This window comes from Pseudomonas sp. NPDC098740, from assembly GCF_044760065.1.
GTDB classification, from domain to species: Bacteria; Pseudomonadota; Gammaproteobacteria; order Pseudomonadales; family Pseudomonadaceae; genus Aquipseudomonas; species Aquipseudomonas rossensis.
The window spans coordinates 1-17,510 of the sequence record NZ_JBIWAM010000027.1; the positions used below are offsets into that span (position 1 = coordinate 1).

The 17,510-nt window shown below is 61.0% G+C and carries 16 protein-coding genes; 10 read left to right on the forward strand and 6 right to left on the reverse strand.

What is annotated here, in order from left to right:
- Nucleotides 1–209 precede the first annotated feature (209 nt).
- Nucleotides 210–1,226, forward strand: coding sequence for a DUF6515 family protein (locus ACIQU2_RS24505; protein WP_403144526.1), 1,017 nt, complete (start codon nt 210–212; stop codon nt 1,224–1,226).
- Here the strand turns inward: ACIQU2_RS24505 and ACIQU2_RS24510 are convergent.
- On the reverse strand, nt 1,211–2,116 hold the full coding sequence (locus tag ACIQU2_RS24510) for a cation diffusion facilitator family transporter (protein ID WP_403144529.1): 906 nt from the start codon (nt 2,114–2,116) through the stop codon (nt 1,211–1,213). The genes ACIQU2_RS24505 and ACIQU2_RS24510 overlap by 16 nt on opposite strands.
- Nucleotides 2,117–2,157: 41 nt before the next feature.
- On the reverse strand, nt 2,158–2,577 hold the full coding sequence (locus ACIQU2_RS24515; RefSeq protein ID WP_403144531.1) for a polyribonucleotide nucleotidyltransferase: 420 nt from the start codon (nt 2,575–2,577) through the stop codon (nt 2,158–2,160).
- A 363-nt stretch (nt 2,578–2,940) separates the two neighbouring features.
- Between ACIQU2_RS24515 and hrpB the strand changes: the two genes are divergently transcribed.
- Nucleotides 2,941–5,460, forward strand: a complete 2,520-nt coding sequence (gene hrpB, locus ACIQU2_RS24520; RefSeq protein ID WP_403144533.1) for an ATP-dependent helicase HrpB — start codon at nt 2,941–2,943, stop codon at nt 5,458–5,460.
- A 108-nt stretch (nt 5,461–5,568) separates the two neighbouring features.
- Here hrpB and ACIQU2_RS24525 read toward each other — a convergent pair whose 3' ends face one another.
- A complete protein-coding gene (locus tag ACIQU2_RS24525; RefSeq protein ID WP_095130716.1) occupies nt 5,569–6,483 on the reverse strand; it encodes a LysR substrate-binding domain-containing protein in 915 nt (304 codons plus the stop codon).
- Between the two features lie 225 nt (nt 6,484–6,708).
- Between ACIQU2_RS24525 and ACIQU2_RS24530 the strand changes: the two genes are divergently transcribed.
- From ACIQU2_RS24530 to ACIQU2_RS24550, 5 genes are all read left to right on the forward strand, one after another.
- Entirely contained in the window at nt 6,709–8,202 is a 1,494-nt protein-coding gene (locus tag ACIQU2_RS24530) for an aldehyde dehydrogenase (protein WP_403144536.1), read from the forward strand.
- A gap of 31 nt (nt 8,203–8,233) precedes the next feature.
- Nucleotides 8,234–9,604 carry an aspartate aminotransferase family protein gene (locus ACIQU2_RS24535; protein WP_403144538.1) on the forward strand — a complete coding sequence of 457 codons (1,371 nt, stop codon included), beginning with the start codon at nt 8,234–8,236 and terminating at the stop codon, nt 9,602–9,604.
- A 398-nt stretch (nt 9,605–10,002) separates the two neighbouring features.
- Nucleotides 10,003–10,989, forward strand: coding sequence for an ABC transporter substrate-binding protein (locus tag ACIQU2_RS24540; RefSeq protein ID WP_347803831.1), 987 nt, complete (start codon nt 10,003–10,005; stop codon nt 10,987–10,989).
- Nucleotides 10,990–10,998: 9 nt separating this feature from the next.
- Nucleotides 10,999–11,802, forward strand: coding sequence for an ABC transporter permease (locus ACIQU2_RS24545; protein ID WP_192410829.1), 804 nt, complete (start codon nt 10,999–11,001; stop codon nt 11,800–11,802).
- Nucleotides 11,790–12,626 carry an ABC transporter ATP-binding protein gene (locus tag ACIQU2_RS24550; protein WP_403144542.1) on the forward strand — a complete coding sequence of 279 codons (837 nt, stop codon included), beginning with the start codon at nt 11,790–11,792 and terminating at the stop codon, nt 12,624–12,626. Before ACIQU2_RS24545 ends, ACIQU2_RS24550 begins: the two co-directional genes overlap by 13 nt.
- Before the next feature lie 7 nt (nt 12,627–12,633).
- Here ACIQU2_RS24550 and ACIQU2_RS24555 read toward each other — a convergent pair whose 3' ends face one another.
- Both ACIQU2_RS24555 and ACIQU2_RS24560 read right to left on the reverse strand, forming a co-directional pair.
- Entirely contained in the window at nt 12,634–13,713 is a 1,080-nt protein-coding gene (locus tag ACIQU2_RS24555; protein ID WP_403144545.1) for an endonuclease/exonuclease/phosphatase family protein, read from the reverse strand.
- 257 nt (nt 13,714–13,970) lie between these two features.
- Nucleotides 13,971–14,645 (reverse strand): YciC family protein, encoded by a 675-nt coding sequence (locus ACIQU2_RS24560; RefSeq protein ID WP_347803834.1) that lies wholly within the window; start codon nt 14,643–14,645, stop codon nt 13,971–13,973.
- Between the two features lie 178 nt (nt 14,646–14,823).
- On the opposite strand from ACIQU2_RS24560, the gene ACIQU2_RS24565 reads away from it, so the two are divergent.
- The 3 genes from ACIQU2_RS24565 to ACIQU2_RS24575 all read left to right on the forward strand — a co-directional run bounded on the left by ACIQU2_RS24565 (nt 14,824) and on the right by ACIQU2_RS24575 (nt 16,830).
- Complete coding sequence (locus ACIQU2_RS24565; protein WP_403144549.1) at nt 14,824–15,579, forward strand: DUF2076 domain-containing protein; 756 nt, start codon at nt 14,824–14,826, stop codon at nt 15,577–15,579.
- A 137-nt stretch (nt 15,580–15,716) separates the two neighbouring features.
- Nucleotides 15,717–16,196: an NYN domain-containing protein gene (locus tag ACIQU2_RS24570; protein ID WP_010467410.1), complete on the forward strand. Its 480-nt coding sequence runs from the start codon at nt 15,717–15,719 to the stop codon at nt 16,194–16,196.
- Between the two features lie 22 nt (nt 16,197–16,218).
- Nucleotides 16,219–16,830, forward strand: a complete 612-nt coding sequence (locus ACIQU2_RS24575; protein ID WP_403144552.1) for a PolC-type DNA polymerase III — start codon at nt 16,219–16,221, stop codon at nt 16,828–16,830.
- Between the two features lie 124 nt (nt 16,831–16,954).
- Here ACIQU2_RS24575 and ACIQU2_RS24580 read toward each other — a convergent pair whose 3' ends face one another.
- Nucleotides 16,955–17,413: an Lrp/AsnC family transcriptional regulator gene (locus ACIQU2_RS24580; protein WP_347803836.1), complete on the reverse strand. Its 459-nt coding sequence runs from the start codon at nt 17,411–17,413 to the stop codon at nt 16,955–16,957.
- Nucleotides 17,414–17,510: the final 97 nt, after the last annotated feature.

The following is a 17,510-nucleotide window of genomic DNA, read 5'->3' on the forward strand; positions in this document are numbered from 1 at the left end:
CGTTGTTTGTCAGTAGGCAGGAACCGCCGTATACGGAACCGTACGTACGGTGGTGTGAGAGGACGGCGGGGGCAACCCCGCCTCCTACTCGATCCCGGAATTTGCCGACTGCCCTCAATAAATAAGTTTCGCGACTGATAACCTGTTGCAGAACCGGCCTGTGCTTTCCCAGTCTTAAGTACAGGCCCTGACCCGCAGTGAGGAAAAGCATGAAGTCGCGCATCTGGCGTTTGGCCGGTGTTGGTTTGTTGTGTATCAGTGTCACTGCGCAATCGCTGGCGGATGAGCCGCAAAACCGTGGCGCCGATGGCGGGCAACGCGGCTCGGATGGCCATCAGGGAAACAATCAGGGCCACGGCGGCAATAACCAGCCGCGTGCGCAGAATAACGACATCATTCGTGGCGACAACAGTCGCCAGTTCGAGCACAACGGCCAGAATCAGAACGACGGTCAACGGCAGAACCGTGCGCCGCACGACTACAACAACCCGGTTCGACCACCGCCGCCACCGCCGCAGCTACCGGCCAATGACCTGCCGATTCAGGGCCGGCCCGACACCGTGCGCCAGACCCAGCAGCCACAGCGTGGTTACTACCAGGACGTGCCGCGGCGCAACGATAACAACCAGCATTGGCAGAACAACGGTCCGCGTCCCGATGACCATCGCTGGGCCGGTCGCCCGGACGGGCACGGTAATGGTTGGGGCGCCGGCCCGCAGTATCGCCCCGGTCATGTGATCGATCGTTTCCCCGACCGTGATTACCGTGTGCCGTACCGTGGTCAGGATTTCTTCTACTCCGGCGGCTACTGGTATCGTCCGCTCGGTCCGCGTTATGTGGTGGTTCAGCCGCCACGCGGGATTCGCGTCAGCTACTTGCCCGATTACGCGCGTGAAGTGTGGATCGGCGGTGCGCTGTTGTTCCTGGCGTCCGGCTCTTATTACGCCTATCAGGAAAGCACTCAGGATTACGTCGTGGTCGAGCCCCCCGTACAACCGCAGCCGCAACCGGTCAGCAATGGTTATGACGTGGTGGCGTATCCGGCCAACGGTCAGTCGCCAGAGCAAGTCAACCGGGACGGTTACGAGTGCTATCAATACGCGGTGCAGCAGAGTGGCTTCGATCCGCGAACGGCCACCTACCAGCCGGCCCCGTCGGTGGTGCAAGCCTACCGACAGGCCCAGGGCAACTGCCTGAGCAGTCGCGGTTATCAGGTTTCTTTCTGAGCCCTGCCTGCCAGTACCACTTCCTGCGGGTCAGCGTGCACCAGCACTTCGGCTCGCGGGTAGGCGGCATGAATGGCATCGGCGGCTTGATCGCTGATGCCGTGAGCGACTGACAGGGTCAAATCGCCCGGCAATTCCAGGTGCAACTGCACGAACCACTGGTTGCCGGAAACCCGCGTACGCAGGTCGTGCGCCCCCAATACTCCCGGTACGCCGCAGGCCAGTTCGAGCATGTGCTGGCTGACGTCCGACGGCAGTTCTTCATCCATCAGCACCGTAAAACTTTCCCGGGCGATCTGAATCGCGCTCCATAGAATGTAGGCGGCGATCCCCAATCCGAACCAAGGGTCGACCTGATGCCAGCCAAACCCGGCGAGCACCAGCGCCACCAGAATGCTGCCGTTGAGCAGCATGTCCGAGCGGTAATGCAGGGCGTCGGCGCGCACCGCGTTGGAACCGGTCGCCTTGACGACCCGATGTTGCAACATCAGCAGGGCCAGGGTCAGTGCCAGGGAAAACACAATCACCCCGATACTGATCCATGGCGCCCCCACTGGTTCCGGGTGTTTCAGTCGATCAATCGCCTGCAAGGCAATCAGCACCGCGCTGCCGCCAATGAACAACGCCTGAGCCATGCCCGCCAGCGACTCGGCCTTGCCGTGCCCGTAACGGTGATCATCGTCGGCCGGGCGCAAGGCGTAATGCACAGCGAGCAGGTTGAGCAGCGAGGTGACACCGTCGAGGGCCGAGTCGGTCAACCCGGCGAGCATGCTGACCGAACCGCTCAACCACCAGGCGATGGCTTTGGCGACGATCAGCGTGCATGCCACCGCCACCGAGGCACGGGTCGCCAGCCGCAACAGGCGGGCGTGTTCGGAGCTTGCGATCATAGGGGCTGCTTGTCCTTTAAGTGTTCCTTCACCGGCACGGATTACGCGGCAGGTTGCAGACCCAGCATGGCCAGTTGCTGAGCGCTGCCCTTGTGCTGGATCAGGCGTGGGTCGTCCAGCGGGAAGCTACGTCCCAGTTCGGTTTCGAGAATAGTCTGCAACTTGTGGTTATCGACCTTGCCGTCGGCGCCGATGGCTTCCTTGAGTTTTTCCGGAGCCACCTGTGCGGTCTCGCCGGGCGCGTAGTAAATCGCGCCAGTGGCGAAGTCCACGGCAAACGCGATCAGGCCGGGAATGATGTAGAACAGCAGGCCCACGGCATCCAGCGCGGCGATGGCCGGGTCGATCTTGCCGTCGATCTGACCGCGACGGTCAGGGTAGAAAATCGATCCGCAAGCGGTCACCTGGGTCAGCAACGTCGCGACCAATACACCGCCAATCAAGCGAAAGGGAGCACGCATATGAAATCTCCTGAGTCATCTGGAAAACGAAGGGGCGTCTATATGAATTAGGACCACGACGAACGCTAGGCAGTTCGCCGTTATACTCGCGCTCGGCAGGGCGTGCCCACAGTAAATTGCGGCCTCGTCTCACCCCCACTGGAATAGTTGAGGATTGATGTTGTTTTTTCCAGATCGACAACGCGTGACGGCTGATGGATTTTTTCGGGGTTCGGCCCTCCGGGCTGAAGCTGTGGACGCGCCATGCTGCGTTGCGGGACTTGGCAAGGAAACGACCCTTGCCTGCGTCCCGCGCCTTGCCTGGCACGCCCACAGCTTCAACGCGACTCGCAATTTACTGTGGGCACGCCCTGGGGAGCCAGCATGATTTCTTTGCCAATTGATGAAGTTTTACCCGCCCTGCGTGAAGCCTTGGCTACACGCCACGAAGCCGTGCTCGAAGCACCGCCCGGCGCCGGTAAAACCACCCGCGTGCCACTGGCCTTGCTCAACGAGCCCTGGTTGGCCGGGCAGACCATTCTGATGCTCGAACCGCGCCGATTGGCTGCGCGGGCGGCGGCGGAGCGTTTGGCCAGTGAGCTGGGCGAGAAGGTCGGTGAAACCGTCGGCTATCGCATTCGTCTCGACAGCAAAGTCGGGCCCAACACCCGCATCGAAGTGGTCACCGAAGGGATTCTGACCCGACGCTTGCAGGACGACCCGGCGCTCGAAGGCGTTGGCCTGCTGATCTTCGACGAATTCCACGAGCGCAGCCTCGACGCCGATCTGGCGTTGGCCCTGAGCCTGAATGGCCGCGAGCTGTTTCGTGACGATCAACCGCTGAAAATCCTGTTGATGTCGGCAACGCTGGAAGGCGAACGCCTGGCCGGGTTGCTCGATGACGCGCCGATCCTGCGCAGCGAAGGCCGCATGTACCCGGTGGCGATGCGTTGGGGCCGGCCGTTCCAACCTGGCGAATTCATCGAGCCGCGCGTGGTGCAAACCATCCTCGACGCCTTGAACGATGAAACCGGCAGCGTGTTGGTGTTCCTGCCGGGGCAGGCGGAAATCCGTCGCGTGCATCAACAGTTGGCCGATGCACTGGGCGAGAGCACACAGGTTTTGCTTTGCCCGTTGCACGGCGAACTCGATCTGGCTGCGCAACGCGCCGCGATTGATCCCGCGCCTGTCGGCAAACGCAAAGTGGTGCTGGCCACCAACATCGCCGAGACCAGCCTGACGATCGACGGCGTACGCGTGGTGATCGATGCCGGGCTGGCGCGGGTGCCGCGTTTCGATCCGGGCAGCGGCATGGCCCGCCTCGATACTCAGCGTATTTCCAAAGCCAGCGCCACTCAGCGCGCGGGCCGGGCAGGGCGGTTGGAACCGGGTGTGTGTTATCGCTTGTGGTCGCAGGATCAGCACGAGCAACTGGCGGCCTACGCCAGCGCGGAAATCCTCTCGGCGGATCTTGCCGGACTTGCTTTGCAACTCGGCCGCTGGGGCGTGACGCCGGGGCAATTGGTGTGGCTCGACGTACCGCCCCCGGCCGCTTATGCGCAGGCTCAGGACCTGCTTGATCGCCTGGGCGCATTGGACGGCGAAGCGCTGACCCATCACGGTCAGGCCATGGCCGAACTGCCGGCGCATCCACGTATCGCGCATTTGCTGTTGCGCGGTCAGGCGCTCGGCTTGGCCAACATGGCCTGCGATGTCGCGGCCTTGCTCGGCGAGCGAGATATTTTGCGTGGCGCCGGGGCGGATCTGCACAGCCGATTGGTGCTGTTGTCCGGCGAAGAACGCGCCGCACGTGGCGCTCAGGGTGGCGTGCAACGTGCCCGGCAATTGGCGCGGCAGTATCGCGGTTACCTGCGGGGTAAAGCGTCGGAACCGGTCAGCGATCCCGATCATCCGCGCTGGCTCGGTGCGCTGTTGGCGTTGGCCTATCCCGATCGGGTCGCTCAACAGCGCCGGGCCGGTGGAGCGGAATATCGCTTGGCTAACGGTCGTGCAGCGCTGTTTGCCGAAGCCGACAGTTTGATGAAGCAACCGTGGCTGGTGATCGCCGATCTCGGCAGCCGGCAGGGTCAGCGTGAAGAACGCATTTATCTGGCGGCGGATTTCGATCCTGCGCTGTTCGATTCAGTGCTGGCCGAGCAGGTTCGCGTGGTCGATCAACTGGATTGGGACGAGCGCGAAGGCGTGTTGCGCGCCGAGCGTCAGCGTAAGGTCGGTGAATTGATCCTCAGCCGCGAGCCGTTGACCGGACTCGATGAGACCGCTCGCAGCCAGGCGCTGGTGAATCTGGTGCGGCGCAAAGGTCTGGAACTGTTGCCATGGACTCCGGAGCTGCGTCAGTGGCAGGCGCGGGTTGCGTTGTTGCGTCAGTTGGACCTTGGCGCGAAAGGTGAGAGTGAATGGCCGGATGTCAGCGACGCCGCCCTGCTCAAAAGCCTTGAACATTGGTTGATGCCGTACCTGGGCAAAGTCTCGCGGCTCAGTCATTTCGCCAATCTGGACCTGTCGAGCATCGTCCATAACCTGTTGCCGTGGCCGCTGCCGCAACGGCTGGATGAACTGGCGCCGCATCATCTGAGCGTGCCGTCAGGTTCATCGATTCGTCTGGATTACAGCGAACAGCCGCCGATTCTGGCGGTGCGGTTGCAGGAGTTGTTCGGCTTGGCCGAGACCCCGCGGATTGCCGGTGGCCGGCAGGTGGTCAAACTGCATTTGCTGTCCCCGGCGCGACGGCCGGTGCAGGTGACCCAGGATCTGGCGAACTTCTGGCGCAGCACGTATGCCGAGGTGAAGAAGGATTTGAAAGGGCGCTATCCGAAGCACTACTGGCCGGATGATCCGCTGGTGGCCGAAGCGACCGCGCGGATCAAACCGCGTAAAAGCTGAAGATCAAAAGATCGCAGCCTCGTTTCACTCGACAGCTCCTACAAGGGATACGCGGTACATGTAGGAGCTGTCGAGTGAAACGAGGCTGCGATCTTTTGACGTTGATGTTCAAGAGGCGGCCTTCGCGGTGAGCTGCTCCCGACAATAATCGGCAAACAACTGCGCCGGTTTGGTCAACTGCCCGCGCTTCAACCACGCCGCCACCAGCCCTGAGCCGGTGACGTCTTCGACGATGTCCACGCACACCACTTTCTGGCCGTCATAGGTGCATTCCGAATGCGGCCGGGTGACCAGAATCGAGAAGCCGAACCCTTGCCCGACCATTCCCCGGACCATCTCGATCGACGGTGAGCTGAAGGCAATGTTCGGCGTCAGTCCCAACTCTTCGAACAGGCTGACGAAGTAGGTCCGGCTCGGTTGCACGTCCAGCAGAATCATCGGCTCCAGGCACAGATCGCGCAGCGATACTTGCTTGAGCTGGGCAAAGCGATGATCCGCCGGCAGCAACGCATAAGGCCGTTGCGCCGGCATCAAGGGTTCGGTCTGGATGGTGGCGTCGAGGTCGTGTTCATACAGGATCGCCAGGTCGAAGGTGCCCGAGGTCAGGCCTTGCACCAGCTCTTGCTGCTCGCCGTCGCGGATGCGGATTTTCACCCCCGGATACAGCGCCGAGAACCCGGCAATCAACTGCGGCAGGTACAGCGGCGCGACCGTTTCGAAGCAACCGATATCGATTTGCCCGGCCACCACGTCGTTGTCGGCCAGGGCGTTCTGTTCGAACTCCTTGGCCATGCGCAGCAGTTCCTGGGCCTTGCGGTAGAAGCGTGCGCCGCTGGGGGTCAAGGACACGCCCTGGGCGTGATGACGGATCAGCAGTTGCACGCCGAAGCTGTCTTCCAGGCCTTTGATCGCCGTGGAGATGGCCGGCTGGGCGATGTACAGCTTGCGCGACGCTTCGGCGACGCTGCCGCATTCGACGGTGGTGATGAAGTACTTCAATTGACGCAGGTTGTAGGCAGCCACGGCAAACCTCGGGGTGGATGGACTCGACATCCAGGCAATTTTTGCGCCGACTGCATCCGTTCTGACGACGGTGTTGTTATGCCTGAACAATAACCACATACCGCGCCACCGGGGAGATTGGCTGCCCAGTTTTTTCATGGTCTGCGAAGACATTTTTACTATTTTTCCTTGACGCAGGCCTGGGCCACCATCCAATCCACAAGAAAGCCCATGGAGCATCTGAACGTGTTCGAGCTTACATTCTGGCAAAACAAAGCCGCTGCGCTGCGGTTTCCCGATCAGGCCGTGATCGACGGCAAGCCCCGTGCGGCTCAGTCGGGGCAGACCTTCGCCGCGATCAACCCCGCCACCGGCCAGTGCCTGGCCAACGTGGCCGCGTGCGGCGAAGAAGACGTAGACGCCGCGGTGCGCAATGCGCGGCAAGTGTTCGAGGCCGGAACCTGGTCGGCGCGTTCGCCGAATGAGCGCAAGCAAGTGCTGTTGCGCCTGGCCGATCTGATCATGATCCATCGCGAAGAACTGGCGCTGCTCGATTCTCTGAACATGGGCAAACCGGTGATGGACGCCTACAACATTGACGTGCCGGGCGCCGCCGGGGTGTTTCGCTGGTACGCCGAAAGCCTCGACAAACTCTACGACCAGATCGCCCCCAGCGCGCAGAACGTGTTGGCGACCATCACCCGCGAATCGCTGGGCGTGGTTGCGGCCGTGGTGCCGTGGAATTTTCCGCTGGACATGGCTGCATGGAAACTCGCACCGGCACTGGCGGCGGGCAATTCGGTGATCCTCAAACCCGCCGAGCAGTCACCGTTTTCCGCCCTGCGTCTGGCCGAACTGGCGCTGGAAGCCGGCCTGCCAGCCGGCGTACTGAACGTGCTGCCGGGGCTTGGCGAGCAGACCGGCAAAGCCCTCGGTTTGCACCCGGACATCGATTGCCTGGTGTTCACCGGCTCCACCGAAGTCGGCAAATACTTCATGCAGTACTCGGCGCAATCGAACCTGAAACAGGTGTGGCTGGAGTGCGGCGGCAAGAGCGCCAATCTGGTGTTTGCTGATTGTCAGGACCTTGACCTCGCCGCAGAGAAAGCTGCGTTCGGGATCTTCTTCAATCAGGGTGAAGTGTGCTCGGCCAACTCACGGTTGCTGGTGGAACGGTCGATTCATGACGAGTTCGTCGAGCGCCTCAAAGTACAGGCCGAACGTTGGCAACCGGGTGATCCGCTGGACCCGTCGAGCCGCGCCGGGGCGATTGTCGACAACCGCCAGACGGCACGCATCATGAAGTTCATCCAGCAGGCCGAACGCCAAGGCGCAACGAAACTTTGTGGCGGTCGACAGTCGATTTTCAACGGCTCCGACAACTTCATTCAGCCGACCATTTTCACCGGCGTGAGCCCGGACATGCCGCTGTTTCGCGATGAAGTGTTCGGCCCGGTGCTGGCGGTCACGGCGTTCGATGACGAGGCACACGCCTTGCAACTGGCCAACGACAGCGTCTACGGTTTGGCCGCGTCGCTGTGGACCGACGACCTCAATCGCGCCCACCGCGTGGCGCGGCAATTGCGAGCCGGCACGGTGTCGGTCAACAGCGTCGATGCGCTGGACGTGACCGTGCCTTTCGGTGGCGGCAAACAATCCGGTTTCGGCCGCGACCTGTCGCTGCACTCATTCGATAAATACACCCAGTTGAAGACCACCTGGTTTCAGCTGCGCTCATAACAGCCGCTAATAACAAAACGGAGAACTGGCGATGACCACACCACGTGAAACCCGCGACTACCAGGCCGCCGACGCTGCGCACCACATCCACGCATTCGTCGATCAAAAGGCACTCAACGACGAAGGGCCCCGGGTGATGGTCCGTGGTAAGCGCCTGCACCTGTGGGACAACGATGGTCGGCGTTACCTCGACGGCATGTCCGGGCTGTGGTGCACCAACCTCGGTTACGGCCGCAAGGACTTGGCGGCTGCAGCGACCCGACAGCTTGAGCAATTGCCGTACTACAACATGTTTTTCCACACCACCCACCCGCAGGTCATCGAGCTCTCGGAGCTGCTGTTCAGCTTGTTGCCGGGGCACTACAGCCACGCGATCTACACCAACTCCGGCTCCGAGGCCAACGAGGTGCTGATCCGTACCGTGCGTCGTTACTGGACGATCCTCGGCAAGCCCGAGAAGAAAGTCATGATCGGTCGCTGGAACGGTTATCACGGCTCGACGCTGGCGGCGACGGCGCTCGGTGGCATGAAGTTCATGCACGAAATGGGCGGCATGATTCCCGACATCGAGCACATCGATGAGCCGTACTTTTTCGCCCACGAGGGCAACCTGACCCCGGCTGAGTTTGGCCTGCGGGCGGCTCAGCAGCTGGAAGCGAAGATTCTCGAACTCGGCGCGGACAAGGTCGCCGGGTTTATCGCCGAACCGTTCCAGGGCGCGGGCGGGATGATCTTCCCACCAGAGAGTTACTGGCCGGAAATTCAGCGGATCTGCCGCAAGTACGATGTGCTGTTGTGCGCCGATGAAGTGATCGGTGGCTTCGGTCGTACCGGTGAATGGTTTGCCCACGAGCACTTCGGTTTCGAGCCGGACACGCTGTCGATCGCCAAGGGTTTGACCTCCGGTTACATCCCCATGGGCGGTCTGATTCTGTCGAAGAAAATGGCTCAGGTACTGGTGGAACAGGGCGGGGTGTTTGCCCACGGCTTGACCTACTCCGGACACCCGGTGGCAGCGGCGGTGGCCATCGCCAACCTCACGGCATTGCGCGATGAAGGGGTGGTGGCGCGGGTCAAGGATGACATCGGGCCCTACCTGCAACGGTGCTTGCGCGAGGTGTTCGGCAATCACCCGTTGGTGGGCGATATTCAGGGTGTCGGGATGGTGGCGGCGCTGCAATTGGCTGAAGACAAAACCAGTCGCAAGCGCTTTGCCAATGAGAACGACATTGCCTGGCGTTGCCGCACGATTGGCTTTGAAGAGGGGGTGATTATTCGCTCGACGCTGGGGCGGATGATCATGGCGCCTGCGTTGATTGCCAGTCGTGAAGAGGTTGATGAACTGGTGGGGAAAACCCTGAAAGCCGTTGATCGTACGGCGCAGGAATACGGCCGGATTTAAGAATGCTGGAAGGTCCTGCGGACCTTAATCGCGGGCAAGCCCGCTCCCACAGGTTATGTGTCGTGTCTAACTTATCCGACCGACACACAACCCTGTGGGAGCGGGCTTGCCCGCGATTGCTTTTATCCATTCAACACACTTCTCACCTTTTGCACCCACCCCGGGCATCCCCGCCCACAGCGCCCTTTTACAGCGCGCGCTACCCAGTTTTTTCATCGCTCGCCTCGACATATTTCCTAATTTTCCTAATCCCGGCCTTGGGCCAACATCGACCTCGCCAGTCAGCCAAACGCTGCTCACCGAAAGGTCCATCAGAGACCTCAGGTGGCAGCTCTTCTCCAAGGCCGCTGGCCGTACTGCCCATGACAAAACTAAATCAACAGCTTTGGGAGTGCTCCATGATCAAGTCCTTGCTTACCCGCTTTGCTCATCCACTGGCGGTCACCGCCATCGCCGCGACGGTCGCTACCAGCGCCCAGGCCGGCACCCTCTCTATCGGCCACACCACGTGGGTCGGTTACGGCACGCTCTACCTGGCTCGGGACCTGGGCTATTTCAAGGAAAACGGTTTGACCGTCGAATTACCCGTCGTCGAAGAAGCCTCGATGTACATGGCCGCGCAAGCCTCGGGTGAATTGTCGGGCTCGGCGTCGACCATCGACGAAGTGCTCAAGTACCGCCCGCAATTCTGCTTCAAAGCGGTGGCCGCACTGGATGACAGCCATGGTGGCGACGGTGTTTTGGTCGGCAAGGACGTCAAGAGTCTGCAGGAGCTGAAAGGCAAAGCCGTGGCGGTGAACGAAGGTTCGACCTCGCAGTTCTGGCTGTCGTACCTGCTGAAAAAACACGGCATGACCATGAGCGACATCACCGTGCAGAACATGACAGCTGACGATGCCGCTACCGCGTTCATCGCCGGTCGCGTGCCAGCCGCCGTGACCTGGGAGCCGCATCTGTCGATGGTCCGCAATAAGCAACAAGGCAAGGTGCTGATCGACAGCAGCAGTACGCCGGGAGTGATTGTTGACGTGGTCGCGCTCAACTGCACGGTCATCGAGAAGCAGCCGGAAGACGTCAAGGCGTTGGTGGCGGGTCTGTACAAGGCGGTCCAGTACACCAAGGATCATCCGCAAGAAGCTTACAAAATCATGGCCAAAGGCGTCGGCGGATACCTGGCCGATCCGAAGGAATTGGCCGCTGCCGCGCAAGGCGTGCGCTTCTACGATCAGGCCATGAGCGAAAAACTTCTTGGCTCGCCGGGCAAACCGGGTGACAGCGAACCGCTGATAAAACTGGCCAACGAGACCGCCAGCGAATTGCAGGGCAAACCCTACAACGTCAGCAATGACGATCTGATCGACAACCGCTTCGTCAGCCCGCTCTAGGAGGTTTGCATGTTCAAGCGCAATTCATGGCTGAGCCGCTGCATCACGCCCAAGACCGGCCTGCCGGTGTCGGTGATCTGGAGCGCGAGCGGTCTGGCCTGGGTGTTGTTGGTCGGCCTGTGGGCCGGGTTGTCTTACGGCGGCGTGGTGCCGGGCATGTTCCTGCCGACACCGGGCGCGGTGGTCGAGGCCGCCGTGCGCCTGAGCCGCGACGGCACACTGGGCCAGCATGTGTGGGCCAGTCTCGAAGTGGTAATGGTCGGCTTCATCGTGTCGTCGCTGGTGGCGGTGCCACTGGGGCTGCTGATGGGCAGCTTCCGTATCGTTCAGGCGTTCCTTGAACCGATGGTGAACTTCATCCGTTACCTGCCGGTAACTTCGTTCGTGCCGCTGTTTATTTTGTGGATCGGCATCGGTCTGGAGCAGCGGGTTTCGGTGATCATCTTCGGCGTGTTCTTTCAGCAACTGGTGATGATCGCGGACGTGTCCAAAGGCATCTCCAAGGACCTGATCAACGCGTCTTACACCTTGGGCTCGAACCGTCGCGATGCGGTGCTGCATGTGATCGCCCCGGCGTCGTTGCCGGGTGTGCTCGACACCTTGCGTGTGACCATGGGCTGGGCCTGGACTTACCTGGTGGTCGCCGAGCTGGTCGCGGCTTCCAGTGGTCTGGGTTACTTGAGCCTTAAAGCCATGCGCGGCTTTCAGGTGGATGTGATTTTCCTGGCAATCGCGATCATCGGCCTGCTGGGCCTGGTCACCGATCAACTGTTCCGTTTTCTCCGTCTGAGGATCGCCGCATGGGCTCAGTAAGCGCCGTCAACCCTCGTTTCGTCACGCCACAGGCTGCCCCGGTGCACGCCGCGCCACGGCTGCAAGTGGATAAGGTCAGCCTTCGCTATCAAAAGCCCGACGGTGGAGTGTTCACCGCTTTGGATCAGGTGTCGTTCGAAGTGCCGGATCAGCAGTTCGCTGTACTGGTCGGGCCTTCGGGCTGCGGCAAGTCGAGTTTGCTGTACCTCACCGCCGGATTGAATGAGCCCACGGAAGGCGAGATCTACGTCGGTGGCCAGCAAGTTCAAGGGCCGGGTGCGGATCGCGGCATGGTGTTCCAGAGCTATACGCTGTTCCCGTGGCTGACCGTGCGGCAGAACGTCGAGTTCGGCCTCAAGCGTCGAGGCATGGCGGCCGCCCAGCGCAAGGAGATCGTCGACTACTACGTCAACGAAGTGGGCCTGGCCGGGTTCGCCGACAACTACGCCAAGCAGCTGTCCGGGGGCATGATGCAGCGTGTGGCAATTGCTCGGGCGCTGGCCAACGACCCACAAATCCTGCTGATGGACGAGCCCTTCGGTGCCCTCGACAGCCAGACGCGCCTGCAAATGCAGCAGCTGTTGTTGCGGGTCTGGGGCAACAGCAAGAAGACCGTGTTGTTCGTGACCCACGATATCGACGAGGCGATTCTGCTGGGCGACAGGGTCTACGTGATGGGCGCGCGGCCGGGGCGGATCAAGCAGATTCTGGACGTGCCGATCGAACGCCCACGGACCCTGGACATGGTCATGGAGCGCTCGTTCATCGACATGAAGCGCAAGATCTTCGGGTTATTGCACGACGAGCTGGAGGAGGAACATTGATTCAGCCCTAGGGCGCAGCAGGCAAGAGGAAACGGGCGATCACCGGCAAGTGATCGGAGATCCGCAAGGTATCGTCCTGTCTCACCGTCGCCTCGACCCGTTTGATCCGCGGACTGTAGAACAGGTAGTCGACAGTCCGGTCCGGGCCGTTCAAGCCCGGATCGTTCGGGTAATGGGTCAACCACCGCGCCCGGTCGATGCCGCTGGCTTCGTTGTTGGTCGGGATCATCGGGTATTTGTCCCACAGCACATGCAGCGCGCTGTCGGCGGCGTACGCCGTGCGTTGCTCGTCGGGCAGGCGTCGATATTGCCCCAACGGCAACAGGTTGAAGTCCCCACCGATCAACCACGGCGTGCCGCGGCTTTCGAACTTGTCGAGGACTTTGACCATGGCCGCCACCTGGGATTGCAGCGTTTCGTCTGGCGGGATAACACGGTCCAGGTGGGTGTTGAGCACCGCTATCTGACTGCCGTCGCTCAACGGCAGATACGTGACCAACAAGGCGTTTTTCGGTTTGAACTGACGGGTGACGAAGTTGGCCGGCGCGATCGGTAATTGCAGGCGTTCGGCGTGTTCGATCTGGTAGCGGCTGAGGGTGGCCAGTTGCCGGCCGACGCTGCCAAAGATGTGCGGCTCAGGCACGAAGTCGGCTTTCCAGTCGAAGGCGTGAGTGCTGCACGGATACAGGTCCGCGAGTCGCTCCTGAAGCAGTTTGAACTGGTTTTGGTAATCGCTGGGCTTGGCGCCTTCATCGAGCTCCTGCAACAGCACGACGTCCGGTTGCTCGTCGCGGATCACCCGCGCCACTTCATCGAGGCTGAAGGCCATGTCTTCGGACGTGGGTTTTTCGTCATTGCCAGCCGCCAGGTCATTCCAGAACACATAGCGTTTTCCCGCCAGGTACTGGACGTTCCAGGTCATCACCTTCAGCGCCTGACCGGGCACCAGCGTCGGCGCCTGGGCGTTGCAACTCACCGGTAAGGCTTCCTTGGCTTCGGGACGCCAGGTCAGGTTGTAGATCAGCAAGGCAATCAGGCCGGTCACGATCAACAGGCCCAGCAGGGTGTAGCGCAGTAGACGGGTCATGGCTCGGCTTATAGCGTTACAAAAGTTGACCCGAGCATAACCGAGCGTCGGGTTTAATCCCAAGGGTGAAACGGCCTGCCCATCAATTAGCCGAAACACGCACCCTGTAGCAGCCCGAAGGCTGCGTTCGGCTGCGAAGCAGCCGTTAGTCCATTCAGACACCGCGTGGTCTCTGATACACCGTGTGTGCCGGATTTACGACTGCTGCGCAGCCGAACGCAGGCTTCGCCAGCTGCTACAAGGGGGTGGGTTGTCAGTCAAAGCGGCCCGTCAATTTTCTCGGGCACCTCGTTGATCAGCATGAACAAGCGGAACAGCACAACGCTGACGAACAATTGCAGGAAGCTCTGGGCGCTGTCGATCAGCAGGGAAATCACCGGGTTCTGCGGTTCCGGGTAGACCGCAAGGGTCGCGCCCTTGAGCACCCACAACGGGCCCATTACACAGAGAATGCACACCAGAATGCGCAGAAAATGGCCACGGGTCAGGCGCAGGCTTTCCTTCATCGCCGCCAGCGGGGCGAAGCCGCGCAGCACCAGCAGGTACTCGCCAAACGCCAGGGTCACCATCAGCCAGATGCCCGGCAGGAAGTACAGCGACAGGCCGATCAGGATCAGCAAGGTATTGAGCGCGGTGAGCAGGGCGAAGCGTGGCCACAGGTAGGCCGACCTCGACAACAATTCGCGGTTGCTCGGTGATTCGCCACGGCTGCGGGCATCGAGAAACAGGATCAGCGCGGCGGTGTACAGCGGATACACCAACAAGCCGACCATCACGCTGATGCCGGGGAAGCTGTCCGGCTCGGTGGAGTGGTCGACCACTTGTTGCAGCAGCGCTTCGAAGATCACCAGCGGCAGGCACAGCCGCACGATCTGGCCCAGATTGCGCTTGAAGAAATACAGAGAGTCACGCAGTACATCTAACGAATTCATCAGTCGGTATCGCAGGTTGAAAGCAGTGGCCCACTTTAACCGATGAAGCGCTTTGGGGCGCAAACGTAAACGTTCGGTAAAGACCATTGAAACATCCTGTATCAGCCTCCATTACGGATGAGCACCTTATCCACAGTGGGTAAGGGCGACGATATTCCCGGCAATCTACGAGGTCGCCATGAACAGCGAAGAACAAACCCTGATCGATGGACTGTTTTCCCGGCTGCAACAGGCCGAAACGGACTCAGCCCCGCGCGACGCCCAGGCCGAGGCGCGGATCAAGGAACACCTGACTCGCCAGCCAGCGGCAGGCTATTTCATGACCCAGGCGATTCTGGTGCAAGAGGCCGCCCTCAAAAGCCTCGACGAACAGAACAAACAGCTCGCCCAACAAGTCCAGCAATTGCAGGCCGAGCTGCAATCGGCCAAGGCTCAGCCGGCTGCTCCGGCGCCGAGCAGTGGTGGCTTCTTGTCGAGCATCTTTGGTGGCGGTTCCCGTGATCCGCAGCCAGCGTCCACCCAAAGCCCACCCGCATCGAGTGGTGGCGGCTGGCGTGAACCGGCGCGGCCGTCGTTCAATTCGCAGTCGCCACAACAGAACTTCGGTGCGGCGTCGCCTCAGCAGAATTATGCCCCGCAACAGCCTGCCGGCAGCAGTTTCCTCGGGGGGGCGCTGAAAACCGCCGCCGGTGTGGCCGGTGGTGTGATGTTGGCGCAAGGCATCAGCAGCCTGTTCCACCACAATCAGCAGCCGGAAGTGGCTGAAGTCATCAAGGAAGAACCGGCTCAGGTCGCCGATCAGAGCGGTGACAACGGCTCGGGCGAAGATCAGCGCGTGGCTGACAACTCCAGTGATCAGGGCGGCTTTACCGACGCCGACTACAGCGATGACAGCTCATCGTTCTTCGGCGGTGACGACGATTCCTTCGTCTGACACGCCATTCGTCCGGAGCGCCGGGGCGCTCCGGGCCGATTATTCGCGGAACAATCCTTCAGGCTGGCATACTGGGCAACTTTTCGGGCCTGGTGCCTGATCCTGCCCGCGCTCCGGCGCGCCAACGAGGATGACCGGTGAAAAAAATCGCAGTGTTCGCCGATGTCCAGAACCTCTATTACACCGTGCGTCAGGCCTATGGTTGCCATTTCAACTATGCCGCGCTGTGGGCTGATATCAGCAAACAGGGCGAGATCGTCGAGGCCTATGCCTACGCGATCGATCGCGGCGACAGCAAACAACAGCAATTCCAGCAGATCCTGCGCAACCTCGGCTTCATTGTGAAGCTCAAGCCCTACATCCAGCGCAGCGATGGTTCGGCCAAAGGTGACTGGGACGTGGGCATCACCCTCGACATCATGGACGCCGCCGATCATGTCGACGAAGTGGTGCTGGCTTCCGGTGACGGTGATTTCGACATGCTGCTGGAGCGCATCATCACCAAGCACGGGGTGCAAGCCGTGGCCTACGGCGTGCCGGGCCTGACGGCCAACTCGCTGATCCGCGCCGCCAGCCGCTACGTGCCGATCGAAGGCGCGTTGCTGCTCAAGAATTGATTTTTACGGAGTTGAAACAGGTTTGGAACGCATAGCAGTCATCGACTTTGAAACCACCGGGATCTCCCCGAGCAGCAGCTGCCGGGCCACGGAAATTGCCGTGGTGATCCTTGAACAGGGGCGCATCGTCGAGCGTTACCAAAGCCTGATGAATGCCGGCGTGCGCGTCCCGCCCTTCATCGAACAACTCACCGGCATCAGCAACGCCATGCTGCGCACCGCGCCATCGGCGGAGCAGGTGATGAACGAAGTCAACGAATTCGTCGGTATCACACCGCTGCTGGCCCACAACGCCGCGTTCGACCAGAAGTTCTGGGACTTTGAGCTGGGGCGTATCAAACGCACACGCTTGCAGAACTTTGCCTGCTCGCTGCTACTCGCCCGCCGTTTGATGCCCGCCGCGCCGAACCACAAACTCGGTACTCTCACCACGTTCGCCAACCTGCCTCACACCGGTAAAGCTCACCGGGCCATGGCCGATGCGGAAATGGCCGCCAACCTGACGGCGCATTTGGCCCAGGAGTTGCGGCAGAAGCACGGGTTGCGCGAGTTGTCCCATGATCTGCTGGTCAGCTTGCAGAAAGTGCCGGCGGCGAAGATCAATGAGCACCTCAAACGGCATCGCGGATTCTGAAAACACCGCAAACCCCCTGTGGGAGCGAGCTTGCTCGCGATAGCGATTTATCATTCAACATTGATGTTGACTGACACACCGCCTTCGCGAGCAAGCTCGCTCCCACATTGGATCTTCGGCAACATTAGATGGTCTTTCCATTCCCCTCCAACTGCCCCAACGGCACGCGCTTCTCTATCGCGCTCGACAACACAATCGACGTCTTGCTGAACCCGAACTTGGCGATCCGGTTGATCAACTCTTCCAGCTCCGGCATCGAACCCACCGCCGCTTGCATGATCACGCACGGATCACCCGTCACCCGGTGGCATTCGGTCAGTTGCGGGATTTTGATCAGGTCGTCGTAGGCCTTCTGGTTGCCGTGCTGGTTCAGGCGCAGTTCGATCACGCACTGGATCGGCAAGCCAAGCTTGGCCATGTCGACTTTCGCCTGGTAACCCGTGATGACCCCGCAGGCTTCCAGTTTGGCGACGCGCTCGGCCACGGCCGGGGCGGACAGGTTCACTTTGCGCGCCAGGTCGGCGTAGGACGCACGACCGTTTTCCAACAGGGCGCTGAGGAGCATGCGGTCGTATTTGTCCATCGTCGGACTCCTGAAAAATGACTGGCTTTCGAAAACACGGTTTATAGCGCTGATCTCCGTGTTTTGAAAAGTGTACCGGCGCTATAAACAGGTTTTG